Genomic DNA, 22,781 nt, shown 5'->3' on the forward strand with positions numbered 1-22,781 from the left:
AGATGAAAGGATCAATATTCCTTGTTTTTGTATGGTTGTTCCTGGCGGCGCGCTTAGGCGTATGCGAGGAAGCCGCTGAGTGGCAATACCTGGAAAAAAGAAGCAGCGCGGCGCCCGCGTTATCCGGCGAATTATCTTTTAAAGGCGGCCAGATGCCGGATGCCATTAAAAAGGAAGGAGTGCATATTACCACCATGATAGGCACTTATAGATTTTCCGGGCGTAAAGATGACTATAACCCCGGCGGTTTCCTGCATGAGAACGACACAGTCATCAAGGACGCGAAGGATTCCAGCGTCACGATCACGCAGGAAGACCTGGATAAGCATTTTTACGAGGCGGGATTCTATGACAGGAAACAGAATACGCCTTCGGCCTGGGTATATATAAGGGTAGATAATAACGAACCGTCAGTCACATGGGTTAAGAAGCCGGTGTCTCTATGGGCTGATCCGGCGTTTCTGGCAGATATATCTTTGATAAAGGAATAACCCCGCACTTACGTGTGGGGAATGGGGAGTCGAAAGTATGAAGAAGGTTGTATTGGCTTATTCAGGCGGGCTTGATACATCTTGCGCCATAAAGTGGCTCAATTTGAAAGGGTTTGATGTTGTCTGTTTCAGCGCCGACCTCGGCCAGGGCGAGGATTTTGCCGCTATTGAGGAGCGCGCCCTTAAAGCCGGCGCCAGAAAGGTATATGTAAAGAACCTTGTAGAGGAGTTTGTTTCTGATTTCGTGCTTCCTTCTTTGAAGGCGGGGGCTGTGTATGAAGGCAAGTACCTGCTGGCTACCGCGTTGGGCAGGCCGTTGATCGCCAAATATCTGGTAGAGGTCGCCCATAAAGAGAAGGCGGGCTTTGTTTCGCACGGATGCACCGGCAAGGGGAATGATCAGGTGAGGATCGAGCTTGGCGTAAATATGCTTGACCCGTCTCTTAAGATCATCGCGCCGCTAAGGGATTGGGAGTTCAAGTCGCGGGATGAAGAAATAGAGTATGCCAGGAAACACTGCATACCCATAGACGTAACAAAGAAGAAGCCGTACAGTATAGATAAGAATATCTGGGGGATCAGCATAGAGGCGGGCGTGCTTGAGGATGCCTATGCCATGCCTCCGGAAGACGCCTATCAGATGACGGTCTCGCCTCAGAAGGCGCCCAGCGTGCCCAGATACATTGAGGTATATTTTGAGAGAGGAGTTCCGGTAAAAATAGACGGGAAAAAGTACAAGACGCCCGCGCTCATAAATGAACTTAACGCGATAGGGGCCAGGCACGGCGTGGGAAGGTGCGACCTGGTAGAGAACAGGCTTGTGGGCATCAAATCACGCGAGATCTATGAGGCGCCGGCTGCTACCGTACTGCATACCGCCCATAAGGAGCTTGAGGCGCTTGTGCTTGACAGGGAGTTGGCGCATTTTAAGCAGGGCGTATCTCAGAAATACGCGGAGTTGGTGTATTATGGGCTATGGTATTCCGGCCTGAAAGACGGGCTTGACGCGTTTATCGGCACGACCCAGAAGAATGTCACGGGGGCCGTGATGCTGCGGCTTTTTAAGGGTAGCTGCGATGCCGTAGGCAGAAAGTCACCGCATTCCTTATACAATAAGGAGCTGGCGACCTACGGCGAAGAGGATAAGTTTGAGCATAAATTGGCAGAGGGTTTTATAAAGCTCTGGGGCCTGCCGTACAGGAGTAAAAGATGAGTAAGAAGTTGTGGGGAGGAAGATTTAGTAAGAAGACAGACCCGTTAGTGGAGGAATTTACTAAATCTATACAATACGATTATAAAATAGCTGAGTATGATTTATTGGGTTCGATGGCTCATGTGGAGATATTGAAAAGAAGTAAATATCTAACATATAATGAAGCATCTAAATTAGACGAGGCCCTTGAGTCCATTCGCAATATAGTCCATGCAAAAAATTTTAAACCGATTAACAAGAGCGAAGATATACATACCTATATCCAAAATGAATTACAGAAAAAAGTAGGGAATTTGGTTTTTAAACTCCATACCGCCAGATCCAGAAACGATCAGGTGGTATTCGCTACTAAATTGTATTGTAAAGAAGAGGTGATTCCTTGTTTAGAAGACAATATTAGAAAGTTGGTAATAGCAATAGATGGTTTAGTCGCTAAAAACAAAGAAATCATTATGCCTGGTTTTACTCACTTACAACACGCCCAACCTGTTTATTTGAAGGATTATCTTTGTGCTTATGAGGACATGCTTAGGAGGGATTCTAAAAGATTAGAGGGCATTTCTAAAAATATGAAGATAACCTTGGGCGCAGGTGCTTTAGCAGGGACACCGATTAAGGCGGATAATTATAATAAAGCGGCTTTAGATTTCTTAAAGAGCCATAAGGGATGGGCCGAAGAATTCAATATAGAAGCTACAGCAAACTCGCTAGATTCAGTAAGCGACAGGGATTTTGTGATCGAGATTATCAGCGCCCTGTCTATTTTGGGGATGCATCTTTCAAGGTTGGCTGAGGACTTAATCATCTGGTCAACTAAGGAATTTGATTTTATTGAGATAGATGAGGCATTCTGCACAGGCAGTTCCCTTATGCCGCAGAAGAAGAATCCCGACGTGTTAGAGTTGATAAGGGGATATACAGGAAGATTATACGGTAATTTAGTAAGTGTTTTGACAATGATGAAGGGGCTTCCATTGACGTACAACAGGGATATGCAATTAGATAAGGAGCCGCTATTCAATTCCTTTGAAATAGTTTCCAGCGAGTTAAAGGTCTTGGCAGGCTTGATCAAGACCTTAAAATTCAACAAAGATAAGATTGAAAAGCAGCTTAAGGACGAATCGCTTTACGCTACCGATCTAGTATATTACCTCGTTGATAAAAAAATGCCTTTTAAGCAGGCACATACTATTGTTGGAAAATTGGTTAAGTATTCAATAGATAATGCAATTCAGATAAAGGATATGCCGGAACCTTTATTGAAAAAATTTTCCAATAAATTTGTGAAGAGGGAAGTAATAAAGTTATTCGATCCATTGGTTTCAGTCAGATCTAAAAAGTCGATTAAACGATAAGCAATCCACCCCACACTTACGTGTGGGGAATTGGCAAGCCATGCACGATTTCAAATACAAAGGAAAAGAGCTTTATTGCGAAGGCGTGAGGTTGTCGGAGCTGGCTGAAAAATACGGCACGCCGCTTTTTGTCTACAGCTATAAGACGCTGATAGGTCATTATAAAAAACTGCGCGATGCCTTCCGCAGCGTAAATCCGCTTATTTGCTTTTCATTAAAGTCAAATTCCAATCTTGCCATTGCCCGCGCTTTAGTGGACGCCGGAGCAGGCGTTGATATTGTTTCCGGCGGCGAGATGTTCAGGGCGCTAAAGACAGGATGCAGCCCCAAAAAGATCGTTTACGCCTCCGTGGGAAAGACAGGGGAGGAAATCAAAGAGGCGATACGCAAAGGCATCCTTTTGTTCAACGTGGAGTCAATACCCGAGCTTAAACTTATAAGCAGCATGGCCGTAAAGGCGGGCAGGAGTGTTGACATATCCCTGCGGTTAAACCCCGATGTCAAGCCGCGCACGCATAAATACATAACCACAGCGAATAAAATAAATAAATTCGGCATTGATAAGGAAACGGTAAAGTGGATCGCTAATAACTCGCGCGAGTTCCCAAATATAAACATAGCCGGGCTCCACCTGCATATCGGCTCTCAGATCATTGACAGCAAGCCGTTCATTGAGGCGATCAAGAAGACGATAGGCCTGATACATTATCTGAGGATCGCCGGCGTCGGCCTTAAATGGCTTAATATCGGCGGAGGCCTGGGTATCATCTACAATAACGAGGAGCCGCAGACCGCCGCTGAATACGCGCGCTCTGTCCTGCCTCTGATAAACAAAACCGGTTTGAATATCATACTTGAGCCGGGCAGGTTTATCGTCGGTAACGCCGGAGTGCTGCTTACGCGCGTTATTTATGTCAAGGATACGGCCCGCAAAAGGTTTGTCATAGTTGACGCGGGGATGAATGACCTTATAAGGCCGGCTCTTTATGAGGCATACCACGATATATTGCCGGCAGTAAAGAACAGGATGCCTGCCGCGGGCCTTAAGGCTGCCGATGTGGTCGGGCCAATTTGCGAAAGCAGCGATTTTCTCGGTAAGGACAGAAGATTACCGGAGCTTTTGCCGGGGGACCTGCTTTCAGTGATGGGCGCGGGGGCTTACGGTTTCAGCATGTCTTCAAATTACAATTCGCGCTGCCGCTGCGCGGAGGTAATGGTAGCGGGAAAGAAGATGTATCTGGTGAGGGAGAGGGAATCATACAGCGATTTGATCAGGGGCGAACACGTCCCTGAGTTCCTTTTTGCCTCAGGGTTATAAATATGAAGACAATCAAGTTCACAAAGATGGTGGCAGCGGGCAATGACTTCGTAGTGGTTGAGGGCAATATCCCGCAGCCGCGAAAGTCAGCCGTTAAAATGTGCCATAGGACTTCCGGCATAGGCGCGGACGGCATGCTTCTTTTAAGCAAAGGCGGGAAAGCGGATGTCAGAATGCGCGTATTCAACGCCGACGGTTCAGAAGCGGAGATGTGCGGCAACGGAGCAAGGTGCGCCTGCCTTTATTGGGCGGCCAGGACAGGGAAGAACAATGTAGCGATATCTACCGCTGCCGGCAGAGTGAGCGGCCGCGTCAACGGCAGTATGGTCAGAATAAGGTTAACCGAACCGCGCCGCCTCAGAATGGATATACCGATCCGATTAGGGCAGCGCGGCATAAAGGTGAATTACATAGATACAGGAGTGCCTCACGCGGTAGTATTTGTTGAGGGCCTTGATAAAATAGATGTTCCCGCTATCGGCAGGCAGATCAGGTATCACGGCAGATTTTCCCCCGGCGGCGCTAACGCCGATTTTGTGGAAGTCGCGTCCAAAGACAGGATAAACATAAGGACATATGAACGCGGCGTAGAAAATGAAACACTTGCCTGCGGAACAGGGGCGGCCGCGTCAGCGATAGTCACAAGCATAAAATTACAAGGCAGCGACGGCAGGAAAAAAATAAGCGTATTGACGAGAGGCAAAGAGGAATTAAAGGTTTATTTTAATAAGACAGGCGGCAGTATCAGCGATGTCTGGCTTGAGGGCGCTGTCAGAGTAGTTTATGGAGGGGAGTATTATGTTTAGGGGCTCTATTGTGGCGTTGGTCACGCCGTTTAAGAACGGCAAGGTTGATGAGGCGGCTCTTAAGAACTTAATAGAATTTCAGATCAAGAACGGCACTTCAGGTATAGTGCCTTGCGGCACAACGGGCGAATCCGCGACGCTTTCTCCCGCGGAGCATAGTTTAGTGATTGAGCTGACCGTAAAGCTTGTCAACAAACGCGTGCCGGTCATCGCCGGGACCGGTTCTAATTCCACGGATGAGGCGATAGCGCTGACCAGGCATGCCGCCGACGCGGGCGCGGACGGCTCTCTTCAGGTCTCTCCTTATTATAACAGGCCGACGCAGAAGGGGCTGTTTGAGCATTTTAAGGCGATAGCCGATTCTGTTGACATACCCATCATACTTTATAATATTGCCTCGCGCACAGGGGTTAACATAGAGCCGGAGACGATCTACGGATTGTCCAGGGAGTGCAAGAATATCGTCGGAGTAAAAGAGGCATCGGGGAACCTGGAGCAGATGGCGCGCGTAAAACTGTTATGCGGCGAAAAGTTTGACCTGATCTCCGGGGACGACGGGCTTACGCTGCCGGTATTGAGCATCGGCGGGACAGGGATCATTTCCGTGGTGGCGAATGTTGTCCCCCGCGATACGGCGGAAATGGTAGGCAGTTTTGAAAAAGGCAATATCAAAAAGGCCAGGCAGCTGCATTACAGGTTATTGCCTTTGGTCAAAGCGATGTTCATGGAAACCAATCCCATCCCGGTCAAGACGGCCATGGGCTTGATGAAATTGTGCGAGCCGACACTGCGGCTGCCGATGTGCCCGATGTCTGAAGGCAATTTCAAGAGATTAAAGATTGTAATGAAGGAATACGGGCTGATCAAATAAATCAGAGAGGGATCAAACGATGATAAAATTAGCGGTAGTCGGCGCTGGGGGCAGGATGGGCAGGCGCATCATTGCCTTAGCGAACGATGATAAGGAGTTTAACGTCATTTGCGGTATTGAAAAGAGGGGCCACTCCGCCTCCGGCAAGGACGTTGAAGGCGTGAAGATATCCAGCGGCACCGACAATATATTTATGTGCGATGTCGTCATAGATTTCAGCCTTGCCGACGCCTTTCCCGGGACACTGAAGGCCGCGCTGCAATATGGCAAGCCCCTGGTGCTGGGCACGACCGGCCTTGGCGCCAAAGAGCAGAAGGAGCTTGAGGGCGCCTCAAAAAAGATCCCCATCGTATATTCGCCTAATTTTTCAATAGGGGTGAATATTCTATTTGAAGAGGCGGCGAATTTAGCCGGAAAGCTGGGAAAGGACTACGATATAGAGATAGTGGAGGCGCACCACAACAAAAAGAAGGACGCGCCGAGCGGAACGGCAAAACGGTTTGCCCAACTGCTGGCGGACGCGTCGGGCAAGAACATACCGGTCCACGCGGTGCGGTTAGGCGATATAGTGGGAGACCACACAATAATTTTCTGCGGCAACAGCGAGCGCATAGAGCTCACGCACAGGGCGCATTCACGCGACCTGTTCGCCAAAGGCGCGCTAAAGGCGGCAAAATGGGTAGTTTCCCGTCCTGCCGGGCTCTACACTATGAAAGAGGTATTAGGGTAATATGCCTGCGATTTCCCGGAAACTTAAGCTGCTTCCTCCGTATTTGTTCCTTAAGATCGACGAGGCAAAACGGAAGGCCGTAAAAGAGGGCAGGGATATAATTGACTTTGGCATCGGCGACCCTGATCAGCCCACCCCCGGGCATATTATAGACAAACTCTGCCGGGCGGCAGGCGATCCCCTTAATCATCGTTATGCCTTAGACCAGGGTATGCCTCTGTTGCGCCGGGCGATCGCTGAATGGTATCAGAAAAGGTTTAACGTCGGCATTGACCCCGAAAAGGAAGTCCTGCCTTTGATCGGTTCAAAAGAAGGCATTGCCCACCTGCCTTTGGCATTTTTAAATACGGGCGACTATTCGCTCATCCCCGATCCCTGTTATCCCCCTTATAAAGGCGGCACTATATTCGCGGGCGGCAAGCCCCATCTTTTGCCTCTACGCGGATCAAACGCCTTCCTCCCGGACCTCAAAAAAATACCTTCAGGTGTCCTGAAAAGGGCTAAGCTGATTTACGTAAACTATCCCAACAATCCCACTTCTGCCTGCGCGGAGAAAGATTTCTACAGGAATTTAGTCAAGTTCGCCGCTAAAAACAATCTTATAATTGTCTCAGACCTTGCTTATTCAGAGATTGCTTATGAAGGATATAAGCCGTGCAGCCTGCTGGAGGTTGATGGCGCAAAACAGCTCACCATAGAATTCCATTCTTTGTCCAAGACCTATAATATGACCGGCTGGCGCGCGGGCTGGGCATGCGGAAACGCGCAGGCAATAGCGGCGCTGGCAAAGGTCAAATCAAACATTGATTCGGGCATATTCTCGGCAATACAGTTAGCCGCGGCCGGCGCGCTTACCGGCCCCCAGGAGCATATTGAACATATGAACGGGCTTTATCAGGAGAGGCGGGATACGCTGATATCCGGATTAAGCTCGCTGGGATGGAAGGTTACGCCTCCCCGGGCAACTTTTTATGTGTGGCTTGATATACCTGAGCGGATGGACTCTATAAAGTTTTCCGCTTTATTATTGGAAAAGGCGGATATCATAGCCACGCCGGGAGTTGGTTTCGGTAAATATGGAGAGGGATACGTGCGCCTCGCGTTGACCGTGCCTGTGGAGAGGATCAGGGAGGCGATTGGTAGATTGAGGAAGATATGAAATGGCTATCTGCTACATCGGTATCGGCTCCAATCTGGGCGACAGAGAAAAGAATATTAAAGGATCGATCAGAAGGATGAACCGCGTAGACGGCATAAGCGCGTTGAAGCGATCAAGCATTTATGAAACAGAGCCGCAAGGAGGCCCTCCTCAGGGTAAATTCCTGAATGCCTGTGTTAAGATACGCGCGCGACTTAAGCCGCAGGATTTATTGAAGGCGCTTAAGTCCATAGAGCGCGAAATGGGCCGCAGGAAAACAGCGCGTTTTGGGCCGCGCATCATAGACCTGGATATTTTACTTTACGGCAATGAGAAAATAAGCCGGAGAGGGCTGAAGATACCGCATCCGAGAATGCTTGAACGGGATTTTGTATTGATGCCGCTAAAAGAGATCGCGCCGAAGATAAAGATATGAGATTGATACGCAGCATAGCATCTATGCGGCAATATTGCCTGATGGCCAGGGCCAGGGGTAAGACGATAGGCCTTGTGCCGACTATGGGCGCCCTGCATAAAGGCCATCTTTCTCTCATCAGCAGGTCGCGCGAAGAGAACGGCGTTTCCCTGGTCAGTATATTCGTTAACCCGGCGCAGTTTGTCAGGGGGGAGGATCTGAAAAGATACCCCAGAGATCTTAAGGGCGATCTGGGCCTGGCAAGAAGGGCGGGGGTGGACGCGGTATTTTGCCCGCGGGTAAAGGAGATTTATCCCCGCGGATACAGGACATACGTTGAAGTTGAAAAAATAAGCGGTGTCCTCTGCGGTAAATCCAGGCCCGGCCACTTCAGGGGCGTTACAACGATAGTGGCAAAATTATTTAATATCGTAATGCCGGACGTTGCTTATTTCGGACAAAAGGACGCGCAGCAGGCGGTGATCATCCGCAGGATGGCCCGCGACCTGAATATTCCCGTTAAGATAGAGGTAATGCCGATAGTAAGGGAGCCGGACGGGCTGGCTATGAGCTCAAGGAATATTTATCTTAACAGCCGCCAGAGGCGGGAGGCGGCTATATTATGTAAGTCATTGAAGCTGGCTAAGGAAATGGCGGCGTCGGGAGAGCGCGAAGCAAAGGTCATAATATCGGCGATGAGGCGGCTCATATCGGGAATAGGCGGGGCCAGGATAGATTATATAGATATAGTCCATCCGGACGACTTAAACGAAATGAGGGTGATAAAGGGCAGGGCCCTGGCTGTTTTGGCTGTGCGTATAGGCCGGACGCGCCTGATAGATAATATGGCCATTAAAGCATGAAGCGTTTAAGAATAGGTATAATCGGATGCGGGGCGATAGGCAGTTATCTCGCGAAGGTGATCGTCAGGGATCTTTCCGGGCGCGCCGTGCTCGTTTCCATATACGATACTGATACTTCAAAGGCAGAACGGCTGGCGTCTGAACTTGGCGGTAAGGCCATCATAGAGAAGTCGGCGGCGCACCTCATAAGGCGCGTTGACCTGATTGTGGAGGCAGCGTCCGCGTCCGCCTCGGCGGGCATAGCGCGCGATGCCCTTAATCTGAAAAAGGACATCATGGTCATGAGCGTGGGCGGGTTGCTGGGCTGCTACGATGAACTTCTGGCTCTGGCGGACAGGAATAATTGCCGTGTCTATATCCCCAGCGGCGCTGTATGCGGCATAGACGGGATCAAGGCGCAGCGTTTAGCCGGCATAAAGAGCGTGAGGTTGACCACGCGCAAATACGCCGGCACCTTTAAGGATGTGCCGTATGTGCGCGAGAACAATATAACGCTGGACGGGCTTAGCGAGGATAAGGTAATATTTGAAGGCAGCGCGAAGGAGGCAGTGAGGCATTTTCCCCGCAATATAAACGTTGCCGCTACTTTGAGTTTAGCCGGCATAGGCGCGGAAAATACCCGGGTGAGGATAGTGGCCTCACCGGCGCTGGAGAACAATATACACGAGATAGAGATAGACGGAGCGGCGGGAAAGATATTTGTTCGCACTGAGAACATAACGCATCCGGATAACCCCAAGACGAGCTTTATGGCAGTGCTCTCCGCGGTAGAGGCGCTGCGCGATGTTTTGGGCAACGTCAGGATAGGAACATAATTCATAACGGAAGGAGGTGATAGTTAATGGCAACGAAAGTCGTCAAATTAGGCATCAAAAGGAAAAAGGGCTACCTCTATTATGTTGACAAGAAAGGCGATGTCTCTTGCGCCAAGATGGCAAGAGGCAAGTCAAAAGGCGGTTCACCGCAAAAGGTGGAAAAGTGCGGCATAGAGAGGAAAGCGGGCTACCTGTATTTCATTGACAAGAAAGGCGATGTCTCTTGCGCCAAGATGGTCAGAGGCGGCAGAAAGCGGAAAAAGAAGAGATAGTTTTTCTAAAAATAGGCCCCTGTTTATCCCGTAAGATTTACAGGGGCTTATTTTTTTGGTAGAATGTAACTGCTATGGACAAGATAATCATTAAAGGGGCGAAGGAGCACAACCTTAAGAACATAGACCTGGATATCCCCCGCGATAAACTGGTTGTAATTACCGGCCTGTCCGGTTCAGGCAAATCAAGCCTTGCCTTTGATACCATATACGCGGAGGGCCAGAGGCGCTATGTTGAGAGTTTATCCAGCTATGCCCGGCAGTTTCTGGAGCAGATGCAGAAGCCGGACGTGGAATATATTGAAGGGCTTTCTCCGGCCATTGCCATAGAGCAAAGGTCGGGTTCGGGCAACCCGCGTTCTATAGTAGGGACCCAGACCGAGATATACGATTATTTGCGGCTTGCCTTTGCCCGCGTAGGCAAAATATTCTGTTATCAATGCGGCAGGGAGATCTCCCGCCAGAGCTCGCAGGAGATCGTTAACAGGCTGCTGCGGCTGCCTTCGGGGAGCCGTATAGAGATCCTGTCCGCCCTTGTGCGCGGCAGAAAGGGCGAGCATAGGAAATTGCTTGACGATATAAAGAAGTCGGGTTTTGCCAGGGTGCGCGTAGACGGAAAGTTCTTTGAACTCTCCGGGAAGATAGCCCTGGACAAGAAACGCAGCCACAACATAGAAGTCGTGGTAGACCGGCTTGTCATAAATGACACCATAAAGGGCCGCCTGGGCGACTCTGTTGAAACGGCCTTGAAAACAGGTAAGGGCGTTGTAATAGCCAGAAGGCTGGATAATGCCGAAGAAATGGTTTTCAGCGAAGAGTATGCCTGCCCTCAATGCGGTATAAGCTATCCTGAAGTTGAGCCGCGCATCTTCTCTTTTAATTCGCCCTTTGGCGCCTGCCCTGCCTGTAACGGTTTGGGGACGAAGCTTGAGTTTGACCTTGATTTTGTCATACCCGATAAAAGCAAATCAATCAACGAAGGCGCGATCGAGCCCTGGAAGCGCGGCGGCAGGGGGTATATCCTTTATTACAGGGCGCTGATAAGGGAACTGGCGGGAGAATTGGGCTTTAGTTTAGACACGCCTTTTAACCGGTTGGATAAAAAGACGCAGCGCGTAATACTCTACGGAGGCGACGCGGAGGTGTGGGGAAAGAGGTTTGAGGGGATCATACCTCATCTTGAGCGTCTGTTTAACCAGACAGACAGCGACTATCTGAAGCAGCAGATATCGCGCTTTATGTCTGTCCTGCCCTGTTCAGAATGTAACGGAGCGCGGCTTAAAAAAGAGAGCTTGTTTGTCAAGCTCAACGGCAAGTCAATATACGATGTGGTGCGCATGACCATCGGCCAGGCAAAGGAGTTTTTTGAGTCCCTTAAATTAAGCGAGAACGAGAAGGCGATCGCCCGCCAGATAGTCAAGGAGATCTCCGCCAGATTGCAATTTTGCATTGACGTGGGGCTTGATTACCTTACGCTGGACAGGCAGAGCGGCACGCTTTCCGGCGGCGAGGCGCAGAGGATACGCCTGGCAACTCAAGTGGGCTCCAAACTGGCGGGGGTGCTGTATATACTGGATGAACCCAGCATAGGGCTGCATCAAAAGGACAACAGAAAACTCCTCAGCACATTAAAGTCGCTTCGCGACCTGGGCAATACGATCATTGTGGTAGAGCATGATGAACAGACGATCCGCAGCGCGGATCACGTGATCGACCTCGGGCCGGGAGCGGGCCGTTTCGGAGGCGAGGTGATCTTCAGCGGAGGGCTGCCTGATCTGCTGAAGAGCAAGAGGTCTCTTACTGCCGGGTATCTTAATTCTGAACTGAAAATAGCCCTGCCTGATAAGAAGCGCGGATGGCGGGAGAAAAAATTCATAGAGATAAAAGGCGCCGGCGAGCATAATTTGAAGGATATAGACGTAAAATTCCCTTTGGGGGTATTTACCTGCGTTACCGGAGTTTCCGGCTCGGGAAAATCCACGCTTATTGACGATATACTCTACAGGGCTTTGGCGCAGAAGATCTATGACTCCCGCTTGAAGCCCGGAAGCCATAAGAGGATCAACGGCACAGACAACATAGATAAGGTCATTGTTATTGACCAGTCGCCCATAGGCCGCACTCCCCGTTCCTGCCCCGCTACTTATGCCGGTGTATTCGGGCATATAAGGGATATCTATTCCCGGCTTCCTCAGGCGCGCCTGAGAGGGTATAAGCCGGGACGTTTTAGTTTTAACGTAAAAGGCGGCAGGTGCGAGGCCTGTACGGGAGACGGCATAAAGAAGATAGAGATGCACTTTCTTCCCGACGTGTATATAAAGTGCGACGTCTGCAAAGGCAGCAGGTTCAACGAACAGACCATGGAGGTGAAATTCAAAGGGAAGTCAATTTCAGAGGTGCTTGACTGCCCCGTGGAAGAGGCGCTTGTATTATTTGAAAGCATACCTTCCATAGCGAACATCCTGAGAACGCTTAATGATGTGGGTCTAGGCTATATACAGCTGGGCCAGCCCGCCACTACCTTATCCGGAGGCGAAGCGCAGAGAGTAAAGCTTGCCGCTGAGCTGAGTAAACGCGATACCGGCAGGACGTTCTATCTATTGGATGAGCCGACCAGCGGCCTGCATTTTGCCGATGTTGATAAATTGCTTTCGGTGCTGCAGCGGCTTGTGGACAAAGGCAATACAGTGGTCGTGGTTGAGCATAACCTTGAGGTCATAAAGTGCTGCGACTACGTGATCGATCTGGGCCCGGAGGGCGGCGACAGGGGTGGCGAGGTTGTTGCCGCGTGCTCTCCCGAAGAGCTGATAAAGGTAGAAAAATCTTATACTGGCAGGTATTTAAAAAGAATGTTATAATATCCTAAAGCAAACCCTAAACCCTAAACATTAAACTCTAAACAAACTCAAAATACAAAACCTGATGAGAAACATCATATTAAGTATATTGTTGCTATTCTGCTGCAATATTGCCATACTTCAATCCATTTATGCCTCTGATGAAAAGGAAGGGGAGATGGTATTCATCGGCAAGAAGGCGCTGGAAGACGGCTTCTATGATGTGGCCTTGAATATATTCCTGAGATTTTTAAGGACATTTCCTGAGAGCGGCAAAGTCCCTTCCGTGCGGCTGCACATAGCCCAGTGTTATTTTTATCAAGGACAGTACATAGAGGCGCTTTCGTTATTGGAAGACCTGCTTAAGAACAGTGACGCGGAGAAGATACGCGACGCGGTTACCTATTGGATCGCCGAGGTCCATTTCAAGGGCGCTGACTACAGGCAGGCCGCGTCCAATTATCAGGCGATCATCAGCCGGTTTCCCCGTTCCTCCTACCTGTCTGACGCGTATTATTCCCTTGGCTGGTGCCTGTTTGAAGAGGAGAAATTCCTTGAGGCCAGGGATGTTTTTCTGGAGATGATCGCCAAGTTTCCCGAAAAGCAGCTTTCCACGGACGCCTCGTTTAAGGCGGCGCAATGCCTTTATAACCTGAGGGACTATCAGGGGCTTAAGGATTACCTTGCCGGCCATCTTAACAGTTATAAGGACCAGGGCATAAAGGCGGCATACGCCCATTTTTATCTGGCAGAGGCGGAGTATTATTTAGAGGATTACAACGCGGCAAAGGAAAGGTACCTTGACGTGTTAAAGCTCTCCAATGACAGATATATAGAGTCCGTAGCGCGGATGGGCCTGGGATGGTCGGCGTTGAAATCCAGGGACTATGACTCCGCGTTCAGATATCTTAGCCAGATCAATATGGGGGCGTTGAGTAAAAAAGAACAGGAAAGCGCCAAGCTTTTAGAGGCGACATTATTTTCAGAGCTCAGCAAGCACCGGGAGGCCATCGATGCCTACGAGTGGCTGGTTTCCAACGCGCAGTCACCCCAGTTGATCATGGAGGGTTACTTCGGCAAGGCGGACGCCCTTTACAACACGGGTGATTTTAAGGCGGCCATTTCGGTCTTTCAGGACGCCCTGCGCAGATTGTCCGACGAGGAATTGGAATACAAGTCCATAGACCGCCTGCATTACGGCCTTGCCTGGGCATACCTGAAAGACGGCGAGTTTAAAAATGCCATCAGCGAGTTCCAGAAGGTAGTGCAGGGGTCCGGGGATAAGATGGTCAAGGTGGCCGCGCTCTGCCAGGTAGCCGATACCTATCTTGATTCAGGCCGGTATCAGAAGGCGGCCGAATCCTATGATAAGGTCCTGGAAGAATACGCGGAAAGCCCCTATGCCGATTACGCGCAGTATCAATTGGGCGTGTCTTTGTTGAAGATGTTAAAGTATGGTTCGGCGGAGACCGCCTTCCTGAATCTTATAAAGAAGTTTCCCGGTTCAAAGCTGGTCCCGGAGGCGGCCTATTCTTTGGGGCTGTCCTATTTTCAAAAAGGGGATTATACCGGCAGCGTGGAACAGTTCAGGGATTTTCCTTCTCGGTTCAAGGACAGCCGCCTTCTTTCGCAGGCGATGTATATGGAGGCGACCTCTCTTTATAATATGGGCAAATATGAAGAGGCGATAGCCGTGTTTAATAATATAATACGCCAATTCAACAGCGATACCGGCTTGATCCAGAAGGCGGAATACGAAATAGCCGACTGCCTTTATCGGATGGGCAAGGAGAAGGAGGCGGTCAGTAAGTTCCTTGTGTTGAGGTCCAAATATCCGGCTTCATCGCTTGCCCCGGAAGCGATCTGGTGGCTGGGAGAATATTATTACAGGCGTAGAGAGCTTGAGCTTGCCAGGAGGTATTTCAAGACGCTCATAGATGATTATCCCAACAGCCCTCTGGTCGCCGATTCTTATTATGCCATTGCCTGTTCTTATGAAGAGGAGGGAGAACCGGGCAGGGCCATAGATAATTTTAAGAAGGTCGGCGAGTTTGATAACCATGAGCTTAAAGCCGAGGCGTCTTTAGCCATCGCGGACATATATTTGAATACGGGAAGGATAAAGGAGTCCTTGGAGATATGCGGGCAGACGCTGGCAGAGCACGAAAACCTGGCGGCGGTAATACTGCCGATAATGGCCCAGGCCCATAAAAAAAGCGGCGACCTTGATAAGGCGATAGATCTGTTTAAACAGGCCATAGGTAAGGTCCCTTTGAATCAGGGCGCGGGCCTTCAGTTTGAGCTGGCAGGCTGCTTGGAGGAAACAGGCGACTTGACAGGGGCGTTGGAGGAGTATTTAAAGATAAGCTACCTTTACTCTCAGGGAGAACCGGTAGTGGTCAAGGCAATGCTCAGGGCCGCGCGGATCTTTGAAAATAAGGGAGAATACGTGAAGGCCAGGGCCATTTACGAGAAGGTCGCCGATGAGGATGTCCCTGAAGCAAAATTCGCCAAAGAAAAGATAGAGGAGGTCATAAAATGATACAGGTATTCTTAAGGGGCGGGCCGGTAATGTGGCCGATACTGCTATGTTCGGTATTCGCGATGGCTATAGTCATAGAAAAGATCGTGCATCTCAGCTTCATAAAGATGGACAGCAGGGAGTTTCTTTCGGGCGTAATGCAGAAGATAAAGCGCCATCAGATAAAAGAAGCGCTGGAGGAGTGCGATAAGGCCCCGGAAGGCAAGGGGCTGTCCGCGAGGATCCTTCTCGCGTTGAAGGTCATCAAGCTCCAGCCGGGGCCCATCCCGAATATAATCAAGGCGGGCGTGCTTAAATATGATCAGCCGCGGGAAAAGATAAAAGAGGCGATTGAAGACGCCTCGTTGTATGAGGTGCCTAAACTGGAGAAGAACCTGTCTGTCCTGGCAACCCTTGCCCACATTTCTCCGCTGCTCGGGCTTTTAGGCACGGTGACCGGAATGGTAAGGTGTTTTCAGACCGTGCAGCTTAAGGCCGCCTCTTTTCACCCTGTCAGCCCCGGAGACCTGGCAGGGGGCATATGGGAAGCGCTTATAACCACAGTCGCCGGCCTGATAGTGGCAATACCGGTTTACGTGGCTTATAACTATCTGGTTAACCGCGTCAACAGTTTCATACTGGAGATGGAAAAGTCGGCAACGGAATTGGTTAATTTCTTGTCGGAGTAAGGCCATGAAATTCAGACGGCATATGGAATTGGAGCATGGGTTAAAACAAATAGACATCGCCCCGCTTATTGACGTGGTCTTTCAATTATTGATATTCTTTATGCTTACGTCTTCATTCGTGATGCAGCCGGGCATAAAGGTAAACCTGCCGAAGGCCGTAACCAGCCAGGTCATAGAAGAAGAGAACCTGGTGATCACAGTATCTTCAGAAAATGTTATTTATATTAACGAGAAGGTCATCTCTTTAAATGAACTCAAGGACCTGTTGAATCGGTTCGTGAAAAAAGGCAAGGCAATACTCATAAAGTCCGACAGGCGCGCCTCATTAGGGCGGGTAGTTGAGGTCTGGGATATGTGCAGGGAGTCAGGCATAAGCCAGGTCAATATAGCTACCAATCAGGAGTAACATGTCCGGCACTTTGAGGCTGGGGTTATTTATTTCTCTTCTCTGGCATGGCCTCTGCCCCCTTATTTTTGATACATCCTTTAAGAAGGCGTATTTCGCGAAGCAGGAACCGGTCGTATTCCTGGGTTCCATCCTTTCCCGTTATTCCCCTGAACCGAAAGCCGCGGTTTCATCCCCGCAGGGGAGAAGATTATCGAGCCATAGATTGCCCGCGCTTGACTCTATCATGGAAAACAACCTGTTGGCTGTCCTGGGTGATAAGCCGCGTATACAACCGCCTTCTTATCTTCCCCGGCTTGAAAGCGCGTTAAACCCGGTTGATACGGACGAGTTCTTTAAGGAAAGGCGCGGTTATCAGAAGGCGCTTTTTTTCCATCCCAGGATACCGTATCATTTCCTGCTGTATTTCAAAGACAGGGCGTCTGTGCATATAGAACTGGAGTTCTTTCTTTCTGCCAAGGGCGACGCCCTGGAAGTAAGGAGGCGTGTTTCATCGGGCAACCTTGACGCGGACCTTCTTGTGTGGCGCCATATCAACCACTGGCTGTTTCTGCGCCGGGAACAGCTGCCCAGGAACCTGTGGCAGACCGTAAAGATAGACCTGGCGCATAGCGCGCAGGAGCAATGATACATATAGACTTTGATCTGGGGGTGGCATTTTATCTGTTGGCGCTGCTTATACCTATATTCCTCTGTTGGTTTTTCTTGAAAGAAGGCAGCGAGAAGAAACTCTTTCTTGACCCCAAATTTATATGGTTTTGCTCTATCTGTACTTATACCTATATTAATACTAAGGACGAACAATACAGCCTTTGTCCCAGATGCGGTTGCTACAATACGAGATAAAAGGCGGATAAATAAATATTGACAACCGCCAAAAGGTTACTAAAATGAAATACAAAAGGGGGAAGATATGATAACTGAGATCGGCATAGTCGCTGGGGAGATCTGGCATTATCTTGATGATCACGGAGAGGTGCGGCTTAATGATCTTGTCAGGGGTATTGATAAGCCGCGCGACAACATATTAATGAGTTTGGGCTGGCTCGCCAGAGAAGGGCACGTTATATTGGAAAAAGAAGGCGATGATTACAAGGTGAGCCTGAGGAGATAATCCCTGATCATGCTGCCCGCTAAAAATAATAACGGCGTGGTATTGGTAACAGTATTAGGCATTATAATTATAGTAAGTATTCTTGCCGCTACCGCGCTTAGCATTATGAGCAACCAGGCCAGATTGGGCATTTACCAGTCCAATAAGATCAAGGCATACCACATAGGTATGTCGGCCTTACACTGGGCGCACAACCAGAGGCGCTTGGGCAACCCTGCCGATTATACCAAGTCAGTGACATTACCTGACGGATCCGCATTACCCCCTGGAATGGAGTTAGAGATTGAAGATGATGCCGGTGGCAATGTCAGTTCCAGAAAGATCGTTATAACAGTCAGCTACTCTTCTTAAGTTTTCTCCCGAATTACCCCAAATCTAAGTAAGTCTATTATAAACCAGGTAACTTTAGAGTAAGATAGTTACTCAAAGTATGCCAAGTAATATTTTATAAAAAAACACTTGACAAAGTAAATCTATTATGATGTAATTAAACCTACAATATAACAAGTAAGGAAAGAATGATGGCAAGATTAATGGATATAGATGAATTGGCCGACTATCTTAGACTCAGGCGTCAGACCATATATAATTGGCTGCACCAGAAGAAGATTTCCGGGATCAAGGTAGGAGGCGTTTGGAGGTTTGACAGGAAAGAGGTAGACAACTGGCTTAAGAGCCGGCATCAACAAGCTGATTAGCGGTTTAAGGCGGCATAACAAAAGGGTCGGGTATGCCAAAGAAAAAAATAGGTGTATTTTTCGGTAAGAGCAGTATTACTATCGCGGAATCACAGGGTAAGGATATAATTAATTACCTGCAGGTCCCATCTTCCGGATTAAAATCAACAGAAACGGATGGAAAGGCGCCGGAAGACGTAAGGATAATAGCGGCGCTGCAGGAGGAGATCCGCGCAAGCCGGCTTGAGACCAAAGAAGCCGTATTATCCATTCCTTCAGAGGATCTGATTATACGTTTCTTCAGTTTGCCTCCCATGCCCAAAAGGGAGCTCCCTTCCTCAATAAGCTTTGAGGTCAAGAAATTCATCCCCTTTAAAGTTGAAGACCTGGTGTTTGATTTTCAGGCGCGCCTGAACAAAGAGGCGAAGAAATTGGATTGCGTATTTATAGGCATAAAAAAAGATACGCTGGAAAAATATGTGTCTATATCTACGCAGAGCGGTTTCAGGATATTAAGCATAGAGCCGGGGTTCTTCAGCGTTTTACGCCTGCTCAGGCCTAAAAAAGATATAGTAAACAATAAACAGAACGTCGCCATTGTTGATTTAGGCGTTACCGGAGAAGAAGGTAATATCACTTTCCTTAAGAGCGGGTTTCCCGAGTTCAGCAGAGAATTAAAGCTGCCGCTTCAGGAAGAAGGCGGACAGTCAGGCCAGGAGGGCTATGCCGCGCAGTTGTCAAATGAAATACGCATATCACTTGATTATTTCCGCCGGCTCTTTCCCAACATCGCCATAGACAGGGTATTTTTCCTTTCGCGGCCGGAAAACAAGGCCGTCGTTGAAGGGTTGTCAATGGACTTGGGGCTGAAATCCTCATTTATAGATACCACGGAATTGATTAAATCCGACCTGCCGTATTCTATTGATATCGTCAAGGCAAGCGGCGCGTCCTTACGCGATACGATAAAATTTGAATACAGTATAGACCTCTTCAGGAAGCAGCTGGCTGCCTCTGATGTGGAGGCGTCTGCCCTGGCGCTTGAGATAAAGACGGTCCCGGTCTCCAGGGATATCATTTTAAGGGGTTTTTTCGCCTTTTTACTGGCAATAGCCGGTATTTATTTTTATACCAATCAGAAGTTAAGTGTGTTGCGCAGCGATATCGCCTCAATTCAACAAAAACAACCCGGCGTGAAGATAGTGGATCCCGGACTACCGGCCGTAACGCTTGCTTCGGAGAAACAGAAATGGGAATCCAAACTCGCTGAATTAAAGGGGATGTTCAAGCAAAGGCGGTATCTTACCACAAAATTAAGCAAGATCGCGGATTATTTAGGGGAGGGCGCCTGGCTGTCACAGCTTACATATAGCTATAGTCCGGGAGGACTGATCGTTTCCGGCCATTGTTACCTGGGAGAAGAAAAGAGCGAATTGGATTCGATAAACAGTTTTGTTACCAGGCTTAAGACAGATGCCGAGTTCTCGCAGGAGTATAAGGATATATCCATTCGTTCCATAACGCGGACTGAACTGCAGGATACCGAAGTTACGTCTTTTGAGGTAAGCTGCGCTTCGGGAGGTAAATAGATGGATAAAAAGATAAATGTTAATGAGCAGCTCAAGCTGCTTCTGGCAAGGCAGGACATACTTGCTTATATAGTAATGGCGCTGATAATATTATTCGTTTCAACGAAGTTTTATTCTTTCCAGACGCAAAAAGTAGAACGCGCCAAAGAGGCGCAGTCGGAAGAAAACAAAAAGGTGGATCTGTTAGGCGGCCTGGTCAAGATCGAACAGGAGGCGGGGCCGTATCAGCAGTTTTTCTCCAGGAGAGAGCAGGTAGACATCATAAATGAGATCTCCGGTATTGCCAGGCAGGAGGAGGTCAAGGTGAGTTCTATCCAGCCGTTGGAGATCGCTAAAGAGAAGGCGTTTACCAGGGAGGGCTTCAGTATTTCTCTTGAGGCAAAATACCATTCCATAGGGAGGTTTGTGAACCGCCTGGAAAGATCAGGGTCATTCTTCAGGATAGAGAAGCTTTCTTTGGCGCAGCAGTCAAGATGGAGCGGTAAGCCGGACAAACAACCGGAAGAACGCGTTATCACGGCCACTATGCAGTTAACCATGCTATATGTGGAATAAAATGAAAAAAGATATCTGTAATATTAGATTTATTACCACCGTTTTATTATTAACATCTTTATTCGCGGTATTTTCCTACGCGGAAGATGCGAGTTCGCTGATCCCGCAGATAAGTTACGCTCCGCAGAGCTCCAGGGATCCATTTAAGGATTTTTTGCCTGTAAAAAGAGACGCGGAAGAGCAGGTGGGGGCGATCCGGGGACAGGCAGAAGCCGCTGTCCAATTACCGGCAATGAAATTGCAGGGGGTTATATGGGAAGGCAGGATACCCCAGGCCATCATAGATAACGGCGTTTTTACTGTCGGAGATAAAATAAACGAGGCAGAGATCAAGTCAATAGACAGGGAAGGGCTCACGTTATTATATAAGGGCCAGGTCTTCCTGCTTCCTTCTCCAGCGAGGGTCCTGGAGGCAGAGTCGCTTAAAAAACAAGGGGGGGAAAAATGAAGAAATATGTTTTCTTGGCAGCGTCTTTTTTAACGGCAGGGTTGAGCATACTTATTATTTCGTATGTGCACGCGGCATCAGCGATCCCGCCGGCAGGAGATCTTTTTCTGGAATCTCCTACTCCCGACGTGATGGTTTCGATGGACTTCAAGGACACGAGCCTTAAGGACGTGCTTAAGGCCTTATCCATCCAGTCGGGGATCAATTTTATCGCTTCAGAGGCGGTCAGGGACAGGGTGGTTACCTTGTATCTTGATAAGGTGCCGTTGGAAGACGCGCTGGATAAGCTTTTCCAGGCCAATAACCTTGAATACGATCAAGAGCCGGGGAGCAATATCATTATCGTTAAGGATTGGGGCAAGCCGGCCTTACAGACGCTAACTCAGGTGTTTTATCTCAAGCACGCCAGGGTTTCGCAGTCCAGGCTGCAGTCAGAGATCGATACCCTTCTTGAACCGCAGCAGGAAGAAGAAAGCAGCAGCAGCGGCAGCGGCGGCGGCGATGAGGAAGATAAGGCGGATGAGGGTATAACCAAGTCAGTAGAGAACCTGCTTTCTGAAGTGGGAAAGGTTACGGAAGACACGCGCACCAACAGCCTCATTGTTACCGATATCCCCTCAAGGATGGCGATAATTGAGGAGATGATCAAGAAGCTGGATGTGCCTACAGAGCAGGTGATGATAGAAGTGGAGATGCTCGATGTCAGTAAGAACACAGTGGATAAATTAGGCGTTAAATTTGATGAAACTAATCCGGTGTTAAAGATGGTATTTACCGGAGGTTCAAGAGGGACGGCGTTCCCCATCAAGCAGCTTTACGGAAACAGCGAGACGCCTGTAACTAAAACAGGCCCTACGGCCGGGAGCATGAATTTCGGCAGCACGACTTTTTCCATGCTCCTTGACTTTCTCAGGACGCAGACAGATACAAAGTTCCTGGCGCGGCCAAGGATCTCTACTTTAAGCAATGAGACGGCCGAGATAAAGATATCCACTGATGAAGCCATAGGGACGATTACTACTAGCTCCGGAGAAGGCTCCGGCGCGCAGACAAGTACCCAGGCAGAAAGAACACAGACAGGGATATCTCTCAGGGTTACGCCTCAAGTGAACGGCGAAGGTTACATAACGATGTTTGTTCAGCCAACGGTCACAGAGGCGGCAACCAGCAATTTGAGCTCCAGTTTCAGAGATCCCGAAGTCAGGACGTCTAAGTCAACGCTTAAGATAAAGGATGGAGAGACCATAGTGGTGGGTGGCCTTATCAAGACCAATTTCAATCAAGTCATTACCAAATGGCCCTTTTTTGGGGATCTGCCGTTGTTGGGAGCCATGTTCAGGCATAAAAGTAAAACCAAGGACCTGGACAGGGAACTGATCGTATTTATAACTCCTCATATCGTCAAGGATAAGGTAGAGGTGGCGAAGTTTGAGCCGGTTGAAACCTTCTCTTTGCCCGAGAGGGAACAGGATGACGCGCGCAAAACAGAAGCCGATTCCGCTATCAATGAAACGCTGAATCTGCTTGAGAAACGGGAAGGCAGAGGGGCGGGAACGCGCGAGCAATCCGGCAATGTAGCCGATAAAAGCGTTTTCAGGTACTGAGTTGTTTGCTATGTCATTGCGAGCGAACGAAGTGAGCGAAGCAATCCCGCTTTT

25 protein-coding genes are annotated in these 22,781 nt (G+C 49.1%); all 25 read left to right on the forward strand.

Going from position 1 to position 22,781, the window contains the following annotated elements; all coding sequences use genetic code 11:
- Positions 1-2: 2 nt before the first annotated feature.
- The gene (locus PHR44_04675) at positions 3-491 is read left to right on the forward strand and encodes a hypothetical protein (GenBank protein ID MDD4909958.1); all 489 of its coding nucleotides are present in this window, start codon (positions 3-5) and stop codon (positions 489-491) included.
- 37 nt (positions 492-528) lie between these two features.
- Positions 529-1,704, forward strand: coding sequence for an argininosuccinate synthase (locus PHR44_04680; protein MDD4909959.1), 1,176 nt, complete (start codon positions 529-531; stop codon positions 1,702-1,704).
- On the forward strand, positions 1,701-3,059 hold the full coding sequence (argH, locus tag PHR44_04685) for an argininosuccinate lyase (protein ID MDD4909960.1): 1,359 nt from the start codon (positions 1,701-1,703) through the stop codon (positions 3,057-3,059). Before PHR44_04680 ends, argH begins: the two co-directional genes overlap by 4 nt.
- A 40-nt stretch (positions 3,060-3,099) precedes the next feature.
- Positions 3,100-4,377, forward strand: coding sequence for a diaminopimelate decarboxylase (gene lysA / locus PHR44_04690; GenBank protein MDD4909961.1), 1,278 nt, complete (start codon positions 3,100-3,102; stop codon positions 4,375-4,377).
- 2 nt (positions 4,378-4,379) lie between these two features.
- Complete coding sequence (dapF, locus tag PHR44_04695) at positions 4,380-5,183, forward strand: diaminopimelate epimerase (protein ID MDD4909962.1); 804 nt, start codon at positions 4,380-4,382, stop codon at positions 5,181-5,183.
- The gene (gene dapA, locus PHR44_04700) at positions 5,176-6,054 is read left to right on the forward strand and encodes a 4-hydroxy-tetrahydrodipicolinate synthase (protein MDD4909963.1); all 879 of its coding nucleotides are present in this window, start codon (positions 5,176-5,178) and stop codon (positions 6,052-6,054) included. The genes dapF and dapA overlap by 8 nt, the downstream gene beginning before the upstream one ends.
- 19 nt (positions 6,055-6,073) lie before the next feature.
- A complete protein-coding gene (gene dapB, locus PHR44_04705) occupies positions 6,074-6,784 on the forward strand; it encodes a 4-hydroxy-tetrahydrodipicolinate reductase (protein ID MDD4909964.1) in 711 nt (236 codons plus the stop codon).
- A gap of 1 nt (position 6,785) precedes the next feature.
- Positions 6,786-7,943, forward strand: a complete 1,158-nt coding sequence (locus tag PHR44_04710) for an LL-diaminopimelate aminotransferase (protein MDD4909965.1) — start codon at positions 6,786-6,788, stop codon at positions 7,941-7,943.
- Between the two features lies 1 nt (position 7,944).
- Positions 7,945-8,358, forward strand: a complete 414-nt coding sequence (folK, locus tag PHR44_04715) for a 2-amino-4-hydroxy-6-hydroxymethyldihydropteridine diphosphokinase (GenBank protein ID MDD4909966.1) — start codon at positions 7,945-7,947, stop codon at positions 8,356-8,358.
- Entirely contained in the window at positions 8,355-9,200 is an 846-nt protein-coding gene (panC, locus tag PHR44_04720) for a pantoate--beta-alanine ligase (protein ID MDD4909967.1), read from the forward strand. Before folK ends, panC begins: the two co-directional genes overlap by 4 nt.
- Positions 9,197-10,015 carry an aspartate dehydrogenase gene (locus PHR44_04725; GenBank protein MDD4909968.1) on the forward strand — a complete coding sequence of 273 codons (819 nt, stop codon included), beginning with the start codon at positions 9,197-9,199 and terminating at the stop codon, positions 10,013-10,015. Before panC ends, PHR44_04725 begins: the two co-directional genes overlap by 4 nt.
- A gap of 26 nt (positions 10,016-10,041) precedes the next feature.
- Positions 10,042-10,287 (forward strand): hypothetical protein, encoded by a 246-nt coding sequence (locus PHR44_04730; protein ID MDD4909969.1) that lies wholly within the window; start codon positions 10,042-10,044, stop codon positions 10,285-10,287.
- Between the two features lie 74 nt (positions 10,288-10,361).
- On the forward strand, positions 10,362-13,145 hold the full coding sequence (uvrA, locus tag PHR44_04735; protein MDD4909970.1) for an excinuclease ABC subunit UvrA: 2,784 nt from the start codon (positions 10,362-10,364) through the stop codon (positions 13,143-13,145).
- 64 nt (positions 13,146-13,209) lie between these two features.
- On the forward strand, positions 13,210-15,666 hold the full coding sequence (locus PHR44_04740) for a tetratricopeptide repeat protein (GenBank protein MDD4909971.1): 2,457 nt from the start codon (positions 13,210-13,212) through the stop codon (positions 15,664-15,666).
- Positions 15,663-16,334, forward strand: coding sequence for a MotA/TolQ/ExbB proton channel family protein (locus PHR44_04745; protein ID MDD4909972.1), 672 nt, complete (start codon positions 15,663-15,665; stop codon positions 16,332-16,334). The genes PHR44_04740 and PHR44_04745 overlap by 4 nt, the downstream gene beginning before the upstream one ends.
- A 4-nt stretch (positions 16,335-16,338) precedes the next feature.
- Positions 16,339-16,740, forward strand: coding sequence for a biopolymer transporter ExbD (locus PHR44_04750; GenBank protein ID MDD4909973.1), 402 nt, complete (start codon positions 16,339-16,341; stop codon positions 16,738-16,740).
- Between the two features lies 1 nt (position 16,741).
- Positions 16,742-17,368, forward strand: a complete 627-nt coding sequence (locus PHR44_04755) for a hypothetical protein (GenBank protein MDD4909974.1) — start codon at positions 16,742-16,744, stop codon at positions 17,366-17,368.
- On the forward strand, positions 17,365-17,586 hold the full coding sequence (locus PHR44_04760; protein MDD4909975.1) for a hypothetical protein: 222 nt from the start codon (positions 17,365-17,367) through the stop codon (positions 17,584-17,586). Before PHR44_04755 ends, PHR44_04760 begins: the two co-directional genes overlap by 4 nt.
- A gap of 67 nt (positions 17,587-17,653) precedes the next feature.
- The gene (locus tag PHR44_04765; GenBank protein MDD4909976.1) at positions 17,654-17,854 is read left to right on the forward strand and encodes a winged helix-turn-helix domain-containing protein; all 201 of its coding nucleotides are present in this window, start codon (positions 17,654-17,656) and stop codon (positions 17,852-17,854) included.
- A gap of 9 nt (positions 17,855-17,863) precedes the next feature.
- A complete protein-coding gene (locus PHR44_04770) occupies positions 17,864-18,205 on the forward strand; it encodes a hypothetical protein (protein MDD4909977.1) in 342 nt (113 codons plus the stop codon).
- A 167-nt stretch (positions 18,206-18,372) separates the two neighbouring features.
- A complete protein-coding gene (locus tag PHR44_04775) occupies positions 18,373-18,552 on the forward strand; it encodes a helix-turn-helix domain-containing protein (protein MDD4909978.1) in 180 nt (59 codons plus the stop codon).
- Positions 18,553-18,584: 32 nt separating this feature from the next.
- Positions 18,585-20,120 carry a pilus assembly protein PilM gene (gene pilM, locus PHR44_04780; GenBank protein MDD4909979.1) on the forward strand — a complete coding sequence of 512 codons (1,536 nt, stop codon included), beginning with the start codon at positions 18,585-18,587 and terminating at the stop codon, positions 20,118-20,120.
- Positions 20,121-20,675, forward strand: coding sequence for a type 4a pilus biogenesis protein PilO (gene pilO / locus PHR44_04785; protein ID MDD4909980.1), 555 nt, complete (start codon positions 20,121-20,123; stop codon positions 20,673-20,675).
- Position 20,676: 1 nt separating this feature from the next.
- Positions 20,677-21,123, forward strand: coding sequence for a hypothetical protein (locus tag PHR44_04790; GenBank protein MDD4909981.1), 447 nt, complete (start codon positions 20,677-20,679; stop codon positions 21,121-21,123).
- On the forward strand, positions 21,120-22,727 hold the full coding sequence (locus PHR44_04795) for a secretin N-terminal domain-containing protein (protein MDD4909982.1): 1,608 nt from the start codon (positions 21,120-21,122) through the stop codon (positions 22,725-22,727). The genes PHR44_04790 and PHR44_04795 overlap by 4 nt, the downstream gene beginning before the upstream one ends.
- Positions 22,728-22,781 lie beyond the last annotated feature (54 nt).

The sequence above is a fragment of the Candidatus Omnitrophota bacterium genome (assembly GCA_028707125.1).
Classification (GTDB): Bacteria; Omnitrophota; Gorgyraeia; order Gygaellales; family JAQTUX01; genus JAQTUX01.

Bases quoted from the DNA above. Each gene is read 5' to 3' on its own strand.
- argH (MDD4909960.1), top strand. From the start codon at position 1,701: ATGAGTAAGAAGTTGTGGGGAGGAAGATTTAGTAAGAAGACAGACCCG.
- uvrA (MDD4909970.1), top strand. From the start codon at position 10,362: ATGGACAAGATAATCATTAAAGGGGCGAAGGAGCACAACCTTAAGAAC.
- PHR44_04745 (MDD4909972.1), top strand. From the start codon at position 15,663: ATGATACAGGTATTCTTAAGGGGCGGGCCGGTAATGTGGCCGATACTG.
- PHR44_04795 (MDD4909982.1), top strand. From the start codon at position 21,120: ATGAAGAAATATGTTTTCTTGGCAGCGTCTTTTTTAACGGCAGGGTTG.
- folK (MDD4909966.1), top strand. From the start codon at position 7,945: ATGGCTATCTGCTACATCGGTATCGGCTCCAATCTGGGCGACAGAGAA.
- PHR44_04730 (MDD4909969.1), top strand. From the start codon at position 10,042: ATGGCAACGAAAGTCGTCAAATTAGGCATCAAAAGGAAAAAGGGCTAC.
- dapF (MDD4909962.1), top strand. From the start codon at position 4,380: ATGAAGACAATCAAGTTCACAAAGATGGTGGCAGCGGGCAATGACTTC.
- PHR44_04760 (MDD4909975.1), top strand. From the start codon at position 17,365: ATGATACATATAGACTTTGATCTGGGGGTGGCATTTTATCTGTTGGCG.
- PHR44_04775 (MDD4909978.1), top strand. From the start codon at position 18,373: ATGATGGCAAGATTAATGGATATAGATGAATTGGCCGACTATCTTAGA.
- dapA (MDD4909963.1), top strand. From the start codon at position 5,176: ATGTTTAGGGGCTCTATTGTGGCGTTGGTCACGCCGTTTAAGAACGGC.
- dapB (MDD4909964.1), top strand. From the start codon at position 6,074: ATGATAAAATTAGCGGTAGTCGGCGCTGGGGGCAGGATGGGCAGGCGC.
- PHR44_04675 (MDD4909958.1), top strand. From the start codon at position 3: ATGAAAGGATCAATATTCCTTGTTTTTGTATGGTTGTTCCTGGCGGCG.
- PHR44_04750 (MDD4909973.1), top strand. From the start codon at position 16,339: ATGAAATTCAGACGGCATATGGAATTGGAGCATGGGTTAAAACAAATA.
- PHR44_04755 (MDD4909974.1), top strand. From the start codon at position 16,742: ATGTCCGGCACTTTGAGGCTGGGGTTATTTATTTCTCTTCTCTGGCAT.
- panC (MDD4909967.1), top strand. From the start codon at position 8,355: ATGAGATTGATACGCAGCATAGCATCTATGCGGCAATATTGCCTGATG.
- PHR44_04770 (MDD4909977.1), top strand. From the start codon at position 17,864: ATGCTGCCCGCTAAAAATAATAACGGCGTGGTATTGGTAACAGTATTA.
- pilM (MDD4909979.1), top strand. From the start codon at position 18,585: ATGCCAAAGAAAAAAATAGGTGTATTTTTCGGTAAGAGCAGTATTACT.
- PHR44_04765 (MDD4909976.1), top strand. From the start codon at position 17,654: ATGATAACTGAGATCGGCATAGTCGCTGGGGAGATCTGGCATTATCTT.
- pilO (MDD4909980.1), top strand. From the start codon at position 20,121: ATGGATAAAAAGATAAATGTTAATGAGCAGCTCAAGCTGCTTCTGGCA.
- PHR44_04725 (MDD4909968.1), top strand. From the start codon at position 9,197: ATGAAGCGTTTAAGAATAGGTATAATCGGATGCGGGGCGATAGGCAGT.
- PHR44_04790 (MDD4909981.1), top strand. From the start codon at position 20,677: ATGAAAAAAGATATCTGTAATATTAGATTTATTACCACCGTTTTATTA.
- lysA (MDD4909961.1), top strand. From the start codon at position 3,100: ATGCACGATTTCAAATACAAAGGAAAAGAGCTTTATTGCGAAGGCGTG.
- PHR44_04740 (MDD4909971.1), top strand. From the start codon at position 13,210: ATGAGAAACATCATATTAAGTATATTGTTGCTATTCTGCTGCAATATT.
- PHR44_04710 (MDD4909965.1), top strand. From the start codon at position 6,786: ATGCCTGCGATTTCCCGGAAACTTAAGCTGCTTCCTCCGTATTTGTTC.
- PHR44_04680 (MDD4909959.1), top strand. From the start codon at position 529: ATGAAGAAGGTTGTATTGGCTTATTCAGGCGGGCTTGATACATCTTGC.